The 12,985-nt window shown below is 55.6% G+C and carries 10 protein-coding genes; 3 read left to right on the top strand and 7 right to left on the bottom strand.

Going from position 1 to position 12,985, the window contains the following annotated elements; all coding sequences use genetic code 11:
* From DW899_RS06735 to DW899_RS06750, 4 genes are all read right to left on the bottom strand, one after another.
* Positions 1 to 1,850, bottom strand: a 1,850-nt coding sequence (locus DW899_RS06735; protein ID WP_199570292.1) for an N-acetylmuramoyl-L-alanine amidase, incomplete at its 3' end; no start/stop codon positions are given.
* 173 nt (positions 1,851 to 2,023) lie between these two features.
* The gene (locus tag DW899_RS06740; protein WP_117800419.1) at positions 2,024 to 3,100 is read right to left on the bottom strand and encodes a hypothetical protein; all 1,077 of its coding nucleotides are present in this window, start codon (positions 3,098 to 3,100) and stop codon (positions 2,024 to 2,026) included.
* Positions 3,101 to 3,170: 70 nt separating this feature from the next.
* Positions 3,171 to 4,199, bottom strand: coding sequence for a glycosyltransferase (locus tag DW899_RS06745; protein ID WP_117800420.1), 1,029 nt, complete (start codon positions 4,197 to 4,199; stop codon positions 3,171 to 3,173).
* Between the two features lie 7 nt (positions 4,200 to 4,206).
* Positions 4,207 to 5,310, bottom strand: a complete 1,104-nt coding sequence (locus DW899_RS06750) for a glycosyltransferase (RefSeq protein WP_117800421.1) — start codon at positions 5,308 to 5,310, stop codon at positions 4,207 to 4,209.
* A 111-nt stretch (positions 5,311 to 5,421) separates the two neighbouring features.
* On the opposite strand from DW899_RS06750, the gene DW899_RS06755 reads away from it, so the two are divergent.
* Positions 5,422 to 6,567: an acyltransferase gene (locus tag DW899_RS06755; RefSeq protein ID WP_117800422.1), complete on the top strand. Its 1,146-nt coding sequence runs from the start codon at positions 5,422 to 5,424 to the stop codon at positions 6,565 to 6,567.
* Positions 6,568 to 6,723: 156 nt separating this feature from the next.
* Positions 6,724 to 7,743, top strand: a complete 1,020-nt coding sequence (locus tag DW899_RS06760) for a glycosyltransferase (RefSeq protein WP_117800423.1) — start codon at positions 6,724 to 6,726, stop codon at positions 7,741 to 7,743.
* A gap of 24 nt (positions 7,744 to 7,767) precedes the next feature.
* On the opposite strand, the gene DW899_RS06765 is transcribed toward DW899_RS06760, so the two are convergent.
* From DW899_RS06765 to DW899_RS06775, 3 genes are all read right to left on the bottom strand, one after another.
* The gene (locus tag DW899_RS06765; protein WP_147349733.1) at positions 7,768 to 9,564 is read right to left on the bottom strand and encodes an AAA family ATPase; all 1,797 of its coding nucleotides are present in this window, start codon (positions 9,562 to 9,564) and stop codon (positions 7,768 to 7,770) included.
* A 202-nt stretch (positions 9,565 to 9,766) separates the two neighbouring features.
* The gene (locus tag DW899_RS06770) at positions 9,767 to 11,380 is read right to left on the bottom strand and encodes a hypothetical protein (RefSeq protein WP_117800425.1); all 1,614 of its coding nucleotides are present in this window, start codon (positions 11,378 to 11,380) and stop codon (positions 9,767 to 9,769) included.
* Between the two features lie 139 nt (positions 11,381 to 11,519).
* Positions 11,520 to 11,951, bottom strand: a complete 432-nt coding sequence (locus tag DW899_RS06775; protein ID WP_117800426.1) for an Rrf2 family transcriptional regulator — start codon at positions 11,949 to 11,951, stop codon at positions 11,520 to 11,522.
* A 224-nt stretch (positions 11,952 to 12,175) separates the two neighbouring features.
* On the opposite strand from DW899_RS06775, the gene sufC reads away from it, so the two are divergent.
* Positions 12,176 to 12,976: a Fe-S cluster assembly ATPase SufC gene (gene sufC / locus DW899_RS06780; protein ID WP_117800427.1), complete on the top strand. Its 801-nt coding sequence runs from the start codon at positions 12,176 to 12,178 to the stop codon at positions 12,974 to 12,976.
* Positions 12,977 to 12,985 lie beyond the last annotated feature (9 nt).

The following is a 12,985-nucleotide window of genomic DNA, read 5'->3' on the forward strand; positions in this document are numbered from 1 at the left end:
CTAAACGAGCCTTCGCCGCAAGAGAACGCTTCGGCCCCATCCAGAATGCACCAAGCTTTGACAGTCTTCTTTCCAAAGACATCTTGTAAATCATTTAACTGGATAGTAGAAATCCAAGAATCGCCAGACCGTTTAGCCGGAATCCATTGGGACTTTCCACCCTCGGATAATATTTGATATGAAACCGCATTCGGCTCTATTGCCCATTGTCCAGCGTCAACGGTAACTTGAGTCTCAGTTAAATCGAAAGACAGCGAGCACTTATTGTCACCAAACGTCTTAGAATCCGCTTCAAAAGTCTCATTGTTCACCGTAACGTAAGCGCTGACTTTAAAAACGCCATATTCCCTATCAAAATCAAAGGACGCACTCCACCTGTGGTCCTTCTGATCGTATGCTTGAACCCAATCAACGCGCCCCGAGGGAGATTCAACCTTAAACGCAGCATTTGTGGGCTCTCCACCAGAGCATTTCAAGGTCATATCGATCTTTTTACCTGATTTTTTATATTCAAGCGAGCCATTAAACCATGCTGATTTGGGGAACTGGGAAATGATGGCATCCGCGTCAGCTTCGCCAAGTCGCTTGCAGCCTTCGTCGCTAAAATAATTCCAGACATCACCGGCATTTGAAATGAAGCCATGTTCAATTAAGATGCCAGGAATACCCTGTTCACGCGCGCAGCGAATGACAGCAAACTCATCGCCAACCTCCATCTGAAAGACGCCACGATAGCTTAATCCAAGGGCCTGCAGGTTATTCATCACTTTTTGAGCGAGCTCAACAGAAGCCTGTGTATAGCTAGTGCCGTTTGCCGTAGGCGCATACACCTCCGCTCCATGGGCTCCAGCCCCACCAGAATTAATGTGAAAGCTAACGAATGCCTGCGCTCCCTGACTTACACAACGCTGGACACGGTAAAGGAAATCGTTTCCACTATATGAACCGCTTTGTTCGCGAGACATTATTACTTTAAAACCATATTGTTCGAGCTTAGCTTTGCACGCAACCGCAATCTTCCAAGTAAGATCAGCCTCACTCTTTCCATTGCCCTGAGCACCAGGATCCGTGCCGCCATGACCTGGATCAAGCGCTATCACACGAATACCTCTTGATACCGAATCAGCGGCCGAAATCGAGCTGTCCCCATTCGCGGCAGCAAGGGCGTCACCAATCGTGGCAGCCTGAACAACGTTGTCAGAATCATCTAAATAGTAGAAGGATGCATCGTCGCTGCCTTCAGCCTGATCGTCGTCCGCAACGGCATTTGCATCGATGTCGAACATATATCCGCATTGCATCAAATCGACTTTGTGCTCCACATCGTCGCCCTGCAAATGATATGTAATCGAAATCAAATCATATCCGCACTCGGCATAATCCTTTCCGAACTGGAAAGCGGCTGTATTGGCATTAACTGCAGAAGATTCAACGAAAAAGGTATGACCCGTAGTGGACTCAAGCTCGAGCGTCGCATCAGCAACAACATCAGAATCATTTGGAGTAGCAAAGGCAATCACCTGGTCTACGCCAACTGGAAGCTGCGGGTAAGCGATATATAGATACTGATACGAGTCGTCCGAAACATCGCCGCTCTCTTCCGTTCCAACGGAAGCACTATTATCTTCTACGGCAAGGTCATCAACCTTATCCTGATCATCGGAAAGAGATGATCCGGAGCCGCTTGCCGAGTTTGAATTGCTTGCACTATCAGCGACCTCAGCAGATGAATCCTGCTGAGCAAGCTCTGCATTGATTGCACAGGCGGTAGTAACCGGCCCAATCATAGGATTGAGTCCAATAACCAACATTGCAACGAATACAACAAGTAGTTGCAGGTGACGTTTCATGCCAGCCCCCATCAAATTCAGCTTCAAATGATGCGCGTAAATTATATTACAGGCGATACCTTAGAAAGCTGTTTGCGCCAAGTCCCCATTCCATTCTGGCCAGCGAAGAACCTAAAGGCACTAAGTGTATCGACCCAGAAATCGAAGCCAGCGTAATAGGGACAAAAAGCAGCCTAATAATTCATCGCGAGCCAAGTCGCAAAATCAACGATAACGGTCTCTAGAAGATCGCCCAACAATCGCTTTTTTAACATCGCATTGGAATTGAATACAGGATATTCCCTGTTAGCGTGAACGCCATCGCATCGCAATATATAGGCATAACGACACACCAAAAGGGCAACCCTTCTAGTGCGAAGCCTGTCAGTTCCGGCTTCAGGCAGAAGTTCAGTTATCTTGGTTTTTAGGAAACTCTTGCTTGGATAATCAGCACAACCCCTGTCACGCATATAGATTAGAGACTGCCTATCAATACAGCGCAGATTATCCAATTGATATGGCTTTACTTTCTTCTTATCCTTATTCGCAATATGCAATGCACTTGAACGCGCGGCCGTCAGCAATTTCCATCCGACGAAGTCCTCATAGCTTATATCATCAAAAATGTCATCAAATTTAATTAAAGAGCGTGATAACACATCATGCTCAATGAATAGCTGATTCACTTTGTTCAGCATCTGAATATCCCTCGTTGCGCCAGAATCAGCTGCCCCAGCATAGCCGCGATAAAGAGCATTAAAAGCGCCCCAAAGGAGCTTAAGTCTCTCTTCCGGATAACCGGCTCCCGATGCAGCCCATGAGTAGCTAATTGCTATATGCAGAGATTTTGCAACCGCATCGTTTTGAAGGCTTCGTCCTACAACTCTGTCTGGATATCCTGCTCCGCTAAATGTAGAAAGGGCATCGCTAAGTTCGTGCGGGACCTCAAGCTCTATAGCGTCTTTCCTATCAACCGAGCACGACACGGCGGCAATGCCAACCGATTGTTCCATCCCTTCCATACACGCCAAAGACAGAAGCAGCCAACGAAGATAGCCAACCCTAGTTTTACAAAGATACTTCGCTTTGGAATAACTCCGTACGCGTTCAAACGAAATCACAACAGCCCTGTCGTTTATCGTGACGATATCAGGGTTAGTTTTTGATATGGCCTTTTCGAAATGAATTGGTTTACTGAGTCCAATGGGATGCTCGAATGGGAGCACGATTTCAATCTGCACTCTTTGTTTACGTTTCCCCAATTCGGCCATTCCATCACCGTCCAGTTAGTAAGCGCTGCCAGAAAAACTGATAGAAACAAAAGAATGGAATCAATTAACCCTACGCAAACCGCTCGATACAAGCTTTTAGCCCACGGGTCGCGAGATACAGCTGTGCGGCGTCAACGATCGAAATCTTTGACCCGTTCGCCAGCTTGCGCGCAACATGACGAACGGCTCCCTTAGCAGGCAAACTAGTCCAATCTTGGCCCGCATGATTCGCGAACTCGTCCTTAACGCGAGCGGCAACCGCGGCATAATCCTCGGCATCCAATCGCGCGAGATCAAACACAATCAAATCCAGGAACCACGTCACAAGCTCTCCGGGGCACAAACCCAAAAGCCCGCGCCTGTCCCAGCGCTCCAGTACTTCATGCAGCACCAGCAAATGAGCATTGACCTTGTCCATGCGCTTGGCGCCGGCGTTAAACACATGCGTCAGCGACTTCTCCTGCATCACGTAGTGATACAGACGATCAGGTGCAAGAACCGTCCTGGCAGACAACGGATACGATTCAAACTGAAACACAACGTCCTCGGCAAACCGGACATTTTCGGCAAAACGCAAAGACTCACGCTCAATCAGCTCGTGAGAGTATGCCGCACGCCAGACATAGGGCTGCGCATTCGCCGAAAACAGCAGCGCTGGATCAAATGGCTCAAACACGCACGCCTCAGGAGAAAGCAATTGCTTAATGCGCTTCGAGGCCAGCTCGGCAGGCTCGCACTCGGCTCCAAACACAACAATCTCTGGATGCTCCTCGGCAAACGTACCAACCAATAATTCGGCAAGATTAGGCTCGACGTAATCGTCCGAGTCAACGAAATCGATAATGTCGCCGCGCACGACATCCATGCCGGCATTACGGGCAGACGACAGCCCCCCGTTAGACTTCTCGACAACGCGCACGCGAGAATCCATTCGAGCATATTCATCAATAATCGCTGCGGAACCATCCGGCGAGCCATCGTTCACGACAATGATCTCGATATCCGTACAAGTCTGATTCAAAAGGGAGTCAAAACAACGAGGTAGGAATTCCTGGGTGTTATAAACGGGGACGATAAATGAGACCTTCGGGTTTACCATAATTCCCCTATTTCTTAATTGCGTCCAGGACGAATGCCACGACCACGCCCGGGCCACCGACGCGCGCATAATGCTTCGCGCGGCCCATCGCGCCGGCACTAGCAAAGCCCGAAGACTCAGCTAGCCACTTTTGCGGATCGTTGACAATGGCCTTCAGGTTTGCGCGCTTCCACGGTTTAAGATCCGTGAGCTCAAACTCATGGGCCTCAAGCGCCCCACGGAATTCCTGAGCCATACGGCCCAAAAACTCAGCATAAAACTTGGGATTCAGGCGAATGTAGCTCCACATATACGAATCGTATTTAATGATATTTGCAAACCTAAGCAGCTTGGCAACGTCCTGCGAAGAGTGCGTCTCGGCATAATCCTCAACAATCCAGCGATGAATCTCGGCATACTCATCGTTAACGCAATGAACTTTATTGGGCGAATTGACCGAAGAGCCCTCGTTATCCTGGCGATATGAAAGCACGGAATCATGCAGGTAAACCGCAGTATCGGCAAGGGCGAGCACCTTAAAGGTAAACGAGGCGTCCTGAAACGCAGCGCCAGGCGTCGGCAAGAAACGAATGGCATTACGGTTCAAAAAGTCTCGACGATACACCGCAGACCAAATCGATGGCTTAAGCGAGAAGGCATCGACGGCGTCGCTCGGGTGAACCGGCTTGCCGCAGTCCTTGGCTTTAAAGAGCTCCATCAGCTCTCGGCGCTCCTCGGGCTTCGACCAATACAGGTCAAAATTCGCCTTCGCAAAGTCAGCGCCATTGCGCTCGGCCGCTGCTACGAGCTTCTCCAGCGCATCGGGCGCCATGAAGTCATCGGACTCCAGAATGCCTACGTACTTGCCGCGCGCCATCTCGAGCCCGCGGTTCATCGAGTCGCCGTAGCCGCTGTTGGCCTTGTCGATCATCTTCACACGCGCGTCGCGCTCCATGTACTCGCGGATAATCGACGGCGAATTGTCGGTAGAGCCGTCGTTGATGCAGATGATTTCGATGTCCTCGAGCGACTGCGCCACGGCGGAATCGAGGCACTCGCGCAGGTAGCGTTCAACGTTGTAGATGGGAATAAGCAGCGACAGGACAGGGCTGCCAGAGGAATTAGTAGACAAATGTGCTCCTTAGGAAATACCTGACGTTAATGGTATCAAAGGGTCGTCCCGCCCGCGGGCGTTTATATAATCTATGGAGCCCGCGGAGGCAAACCGATACGAAAGGACGTCATGCAGCCCAAAGCCGCACGCAACATATCCATCGAGGCACTGCGCTTGGTCGCGGTCGCTGGGATCGCCATATTCCACACGTTTCAGTGGACCTTTCAAGCCACTTGCGTCGGCATCGTGGAATATGCGCCGCTTGCCGCCTTTCCCTATTCGGGACTGCTGGGGTTCATTAACCTGCTGGGCTGTTGGGCCAATGAGGTCTTCTTTATGATCTCGGGTTACTTTCTCATCGCTTCTTCCGCGCGTGCTTGGGACGGTGGAGCAACGTGGAAGTCGCAAATGCAACGGACGGCGCAGCGCCTGGGCAAGGCCATCTTGCCCACTGTGTTTTATTGCCTCGTGGCGCTCGCGTGGTCCACGGTCGTCTCCCCCATTCCCGATGTAGCCCTCAACACGCACTACTGGTATACCCTGGGACTCGAGTTTATTTGGGTCTATGCCGCCACGGTCTTCATGGCGCAATGGTTTGGACTGGCTAAGAGTCGACTCTCCCAAAAGAGCTGCACGATGACGGTCATCGCCGTTGGCATCCTCGCATTTGTTGTTAACGGGTATTTGGCCGCCATGAGTGCGACAAGCGGCGGTGAGTTTTCTTGGCTGCAGAAGCTCATGAGCGCCGTCACGTACGTTATCGCGTTTTTGATCGGCGGACTGCTCCGCGACGTAACCGACGCCATGGATTCGGACAGGGCGGGCACCTTGGGCATGCGCTCGCTCGGAACGGTTTTGGTGCTCACCATCGTCCTGGAAGGCGAACTCTCCTTCACCGGCAACCTCACGGCGATGGCAACCCTCTCCTACAAATCAACCTCGTTGATCTCGTTTGCCCTCGCTGCCGTCTCCTTGCTCTTTGCGGCAACCCGACGCAGTGCCTCAGGCAATCCGCGGACTGCAGATGCCATCGTCGCCTTATCGACCGCCACGCTCGGTTTCTATGTGATGCAGTCGCTCACCAGTAGCCTGTGGCGTCCCGTATTCAATGCGTTGCTCGTAAACATATTGGTCATCCAAAACAGCCCGGCAGCTATATGCATCGTCACGGGTACCGTCATTAGCATCGTCTTTGCCTTAGCGCTCCTCATCATCGATGCAGCTAGAAGCCTAATCGTTCGCAAGCTCAAGCAGCGATCAACACATCAACGTTGAGTATCGCAGCCGTCACGCCCGTGGCAGGTTCCTGCGTTTTATCCAAACCTTGCCAACATGGCGCAGCGACCCTTTACAATAGGTGCCGTCCAATGGACGTAATCGATAGCTTCCGCGCGACGCATGTCTGCCGTGCGTGAAAGGATATATTGCCCCATGCCTTCAACTCTCCCCGCTCCCATCGACAAGCTCGCCATCGTCGTCGTCACTTATAAACGCCAGGAACTCTTGGCCAACCTGTTCGACTCTATGACCGAGCTCACGGCCGCGCCCTGGCGCATCGTGATCGTCGACAACGAGAATTCGCGCGAGACCGAAGCCATGTGCGCCGCACTCAACGAGCGCCTGGCCAACCTGTGGGGCATCGACACCGAGCAGCCCGACGCGCAGGGCGGCACCGACCGTGTTATCTACGCGCCGCAGCTTGAAAACGGTGGCGGCGCGGGCGGCTTCTCCGCCGGCACCAAATGCGCCTACGACCTAGGCGCCCAGTGGTTCTGGGTGATGGACGACGACGTGCTCGTCATCCCGGAGGGCATCGAGCGCCTGGCCAAGTGGACCGACCGCTACGACGTCATCCAGGGTTCGCGTCTAGACTTCGACGGCGGCGCCTTCTTTTGGCAGTACCAGCTCATCCTTTCGCTCGGCATCCCCAACCCCGTCGCCAAGTGGGACCTGGGCCCCGAGGGCTACCGCGCCATGAACCAGCTGTGCTTTGAGGGCGGCCTGTTCTCGCGTCGCGTAGTCAACAAGATCGGCCTGCCCGACGCGCGCTTCTTCATCTACGGCGACGACGCCTGTTACGGCTATGTCGCCAGCCAGCACTTCCCCGCCGCCGTGGTAGCCGACGTGGTGCTCAAGCGCGCCCGCGCCGTCTCCAACTGGGACATCGCCGGCAAACGCCAGCTCAACTCCACGAGCGACACCAACCGCTACTACATCATGCGCAACCGCGGCTTTTTGGCCCGTTACATGCAAATCTACGGCGACTACCACCCCGTGCTGTTCCGCTTGGGCAACGCCGCGACCTTCTGCAAGGAAGCCATTCGCTTGGCTGCGGTCGACAAATGCTTTAAGACCGGCATCCCAGCGCTGCGCCGCGGCATGAAAGACGCCCGCAAGATCATCAAGGATCCCGACTGGAAGCCCATGCCGCCCCTGGAGGACGCGAAGTAACAGAAGCCGAAAACACCCCGCCGTTTAAAGCCTCTGGCACACTACGGATACATGCCGCCCGTCAAAGCCAAAGCCCCAGCGCACGCGGCCGATACCTGGTCGCGGCACGCGAATCTCGTCGATACGCTCGCGTTCTATGTCGAGCAGCGCCTGGACAGCCAGCAACTCCAGGCCCAGCGCGTCCACACCGGGGTCGTACATCAAGTTGATCGTTATCAACGGACGTTCGTCGAGCATGCCGAGGGTATCGGCCACATCGAGCATCCTTCCCGTAGGGAACACCTGCATATCCCAGCGATCCGCCCCGCGCTTTCGATTGGATGACGGATTGGCATACCCCGGCATACCAAAGCAGAGCCCTTGCAACAGCAGGTGGTATGGCAACGGCGAATCCGTCTCGACCACGCCGACTCCCGCGTCACCTAGAATTCGTCGCAGCGCCTGTCTCACCGTGTCTTCGTCACCGCGACACAACCCGTCACAAAACGAATCGACGTCGCGCACATCCTCGGCGGCGCAATCAAACCATTCAATAATCACGAGGCGCAGCGCCTGGCGAAGCTCGCTATTGGGCAGCCGCAGAGCGCGGAGGCGAGCGTCATGCTCCGGCTCCTCAGTCATATCCGTCGTTAGGAAGCCGGACAGGTATAACGCGGTCCACAGGTCATCGTCAGTCGAGGCATCCGACCCGACGGCACCCATTCGAAGCGAAACTTTAACGCTTCCATGAGCCTCGAGCAAATTGAACAAAGTCGCAAGCTGATCGAGACTCCAATCACCAACCGTCCTGCTCAGGCTATCAGCGTATCCGTATAAATCAGCCCGCACCGGCGGCGTGCAACCGCGGTTCAAGAAATCAATCACGCGCGCCGGACACGAGCAATAAAACCCGCCAAATCGGTATCCCTCGAACCATTCACGCGCGTCATCCAGGAATTCCCCGCGTCCAGCATGGCCTAGCAGAGCCTGAATCTCAGCATCCGAAAAGCCAAACCACCGATCGCACCACGTCGAGAGCGACGTCGACAGACAATACGAGCAGCCGCGCGAAGAAAGTGCCGTCTCGGCAGGACCGGGATACTCCCCCATAAGACACGCCAGCCGCAACGAATCCCCCGCAGCGGCAATGGCGTCGAAAATCACGCGGTCGAATAGCCAAGCTGGATCGGTGCCAGAAGCACCCCTCGCGATCGCACGGCCCAAGCACGCCGCGTCGTACCCATCAACGAGCAATACAACCTGCTCATCGCAGGCCGTCTCCAGCAGCTCAATGAGCACACCAAGCGCCGAGTCAACCTCGGCCTCGCTCGCCACGCCACGCGCAACGCGTTCGATGTGACGCACCTTATCTCGAACTAAATCCGGAGCCTCCAAGAGCGCCAACAGACGAGCGCATTCGCCCGAAAGAGTATCGCGCACGACGTCGGCAACAGCGGCGCCACGCCTCGCAGCACCAGAAAAGTCCAGCGATATCACCGGATAGCAGGCGTACTCGTCCCGATAGCGCCCGCCGTCCGCGTCCCAAATCAAAGTATCGGCAAACAAGCTCCGACCAGCGAGACCGACCGCGGGACGCTCCAGAAAGGCCTTGAGCATCGACAAGTTCATACTTTTGCCAAAACCATCGGGTCGGCAGCACACCATAACGGACGCATCGCAATCCAGCACATCGGCAATAAACATGGTCTTGTCGACCAGTGTGCAGCGACCAAGAGCCTCCACATAGTCGTGCATACCAATGGGTAAAACCGCATCATCGGCACCACCGATCAAACGCGCACCAAACCCGGTGGCACCACCATCATTTGCCTGTTCAAGCACCAAAACGTTCCCCCTAAATCACAGCACGACGCCAATTGTAATGACCAGCTCGCACGTACTGATGCCGCCACGCAAACATATCGGGCAACGGTAGCAACATGAGGCGTGAGGGGGCATAACTAATCGTTGCACAACAAAACGGGGCCCGATGCATTCGCACCGGACCCCGTCCCGACTCTTTAGTTATCTGGTAACCGAGAGGTTACTCCTCCGAGCCGTCCTCCCCAGCAGCCTTACGCTGCTGATCGAGCTTATGCTTGCCACTCACAATAGACGTGGCGCCCAGCGTGGCCAAGCTTGCACTGGCAAGGCTCGCCATCACGATGAGGTCGCCCGTCTTGGGCATGTTGCCGCCCGAGGAATTGGTCGTGGTCGAAGTCGCGGTGGTCGTAGTAACGACCTTATCCTTACCCTCAGTCTTCTGAGGGTCGGCGTCAGACTGCTTCGCGTCCTTAGCGGCGGAAGCATCAGAAGCACCGCCGGCTTTGGAGTCGGATCCCTGGCCAGACGCTCCCCCACCAGAAGAAGAGCCGCCGTTAATGCCCGCCATTAAAGACGATCCCAGCATGGAGCCAAGCTGCTCTCCAGTAGAAGGCTTGTTTTCCGTCGAGGAATCGCCGGCATCGGAGCCCTCGCCAGAACCGCCCTCGGAAGCATCGGAGCCAGAACCGTTAGAGGACCCAGCATCGGCAGAAGAATCGTCGGCGCCACCCGAAGCCCCCGCACCGCTGGAGCCAGAAGTCGACGAATCGCCCGGGGCATCGCCGCCCGCAGTGCCACCAGACGTCGCCCCACCGTTACCGGCGCCATCAGTGCCCGCATCAGTCGAGGGCGCATCCGCATCGTCGCTATCGCCCGCATCGCCATCGGTACCAGGCGTCGGTGCGGCGGGAGCGGCCGGCGCCATGCTCGGACCGGGCGCCGGCGTAGGCTCAGGCTCCACGGGCGTTGCCGCAGCGGCCTCGTCCTCGGCAATATAGACCAGACAGTCCTTGAGCTCGTTGCGGTAGCGGTTCTTCCAGCCCTCATGATACTGGGGCTGGCTCGAATACTTGGTCGCCACGTTATTGACCACACTGTTGGAAAGCGCCGTCACAAACTCGCGATCAGTCATACTGTTAGAAAGGTTTGCCCAACGGAAGAAGTCCCTGCAACCACCGGTGCCGCACATGTTGGTGATGCTCCACACCATGCCCTTAACGCAATCGGCACGGCCCGAAATATCAATGCCCAGGCCGCTCTTGAGCCACGCCTCGGTCACCGCATAGTACGAGTTGTACGCATACGCATCCTGCAGAGCCGAGAACTCAACAGGGTCGGTGTTATAAGCACCTTGGAAAGCCTCCTGCGCAATACGGCCCAACTCGGTGAGCTGGCCGTTCTCGTACATGGCATTGCTCGTGTTGGAAATCTCGCTGCCGCGATCAATCGCATCCTTGAGCATGCTGTATTTTTCGGGGTTGTAGTTGTAGGCCTGCTTCATAAACGGAATGAGCGACCAACGACGGTCGAACTGGTAATAACCCAGCGCGTTATAGCCGTCGCCATACGAAAAGCCCTGGTTATAGTTGCCATGGCTCTCGTACTTGGTAAAGTACTTCATCTCGGGGGTCACGTTAACAAACGAAACGCCCTGGACCGACCTCAGCACGCCCGAGAAGGACTGCTGGGTATAGAGACCCTTATCGATATCGGTCGCATCCGAGGCAACGCCCGGTGTGGGCTCCTCGGCGGCAGCGGGTGCGGGTGCGGTAACGGCGCCAAACGAAAGCGCCAGCGTCAGGCCCGCGACAATAGCAGAATGCTTGGGCTGCATAAGATCCTCCCTGCATTGGTGTAGTTAAAGTGCAGTTTGCAAAGATAGAAATAAGTATTGCAGCTCGCCCGTTGTTGCACAACAACCCCTCGGTAAACGGCAACAACCCTCCGCGAAATCTTAAGGAATTGCGCTCAACCTACAGCCTGATGTCAAAGTTAATCTCGGGGACGGCAGCAAGGTCGGCTAACGTCACGCCGTCGACGTACTTTTCGATCACGTCGTCCAGACCGCGCCAGAATTTGACGGTCGAGCAAAGATCGCTGCGGGCGCAGCTGTTGTCGATGCCATCGCACGCCACCGGAGCCGTGCTGCCCTCGACGGCGCGCAGGATGTCGCCGGCACGCACCTCGGCCGGGTCCTTGGCCATCATGTAGCCGCCGCCCTTGCCGCGCACGCTCTTAAGTAGGCCCGCCTTCATGAGCGGACGAACCAGCTGCTCCAAATACTTTTGCGAGATATGCTCGCGGTCGGCGACCTCGCGAAGGGCAATCTTGCCCTCGGCGTCACCAAGCGCCGCGATATAGATCATCAGTCGGAGGGCATAGCGGCCCTTGGAAGAAATGAGCATACCTACCCTCCCATCGCATCTGGGACAACATAACCAGGTTTGTTTGTCCCAAATCTTAAGTAAGTGGGACAAACACAACAGGTTATTTTGTCCCAGAATTTGAAAAGTCGAGTGGATTAGTCGGGTTTTCCCTTGACTAACGCCGAACCCATAGTAACTTTATTCAGAGAAGATTCCTAGGGTTTAGTACACCTATGAGTACACCATATACAGAGAGGGACAGCATGAGCGCAAATCCGCTGCTTTCCATCGAGGGTCTGACCGCCTCCGTGGACGAGAAGACCATCCTCCACAACGTCAACCTCAACGTCGCCGCCGGCGAGACCCACGTGCTGATGGGACCCAACGGCGCCGGCAAGTCTACCCTCGGCCACCTGGTCATGGGCGACCCCGTCTACACCGTCAACGACGGCCGCATCATCTTTGACGGCCAGGACATCACCGAGCTCACCACCGACAAGCGCTCGCGTGCCGGCCTGTTCCTGAGCTTTCAGGCCCCGGTCGAGATCCCGGGCGTGCCGCTGTCGAGCTTTTTGCGCGCCAGCATCGCCGGCCGCCCCGGTCTGGAGATGAAGGGCAAGGAGTTCCGCCGCCGCGTCAAGGAGCTCGCGGCCGAGCTCAACATGGATACCGCCTATCTCAACCGCGAGCTGGGCGTGGGCTTCTCGGGCGGCGAGAAGAAGAAGGTCGAGATGCTCCAGCTTCTGCTGCTGCAGCCCAAGCTCGCCATTCTGGACGAGACCGACTCAGGCCTGGACGTCGACGCGCTTTCCACCGTCAGCCACGGCATGGACGCCTACCGCAAGAGCTGCGACGGCTCCATGCTCATCATCACGCATAACACGCGCATCCTGGAGCACTTGGATGTCGACCGCGTCCACGTTATGGTCAAGGGTCACATCGTGCGCGAGGACGACGCCTCGCTCATCCCCTGGATCGACAAGAACGGCTTTGAGACCTTCGAGCGCGAGGCCGCCGAGCAGCGCGCCCAGGCCGAGGCCGCCGCTGCCGAGCAGAAGGCGTAAAGGGGCGAC

This window comes from Collinsella sp. AM41-2BH (assembly GCF_003468085.1).
Lineage (GTDB): Bacteria > Actinomycetota > Coriobacteriia > Coriobacteriales > Coriobacteriaceae > Collinsella.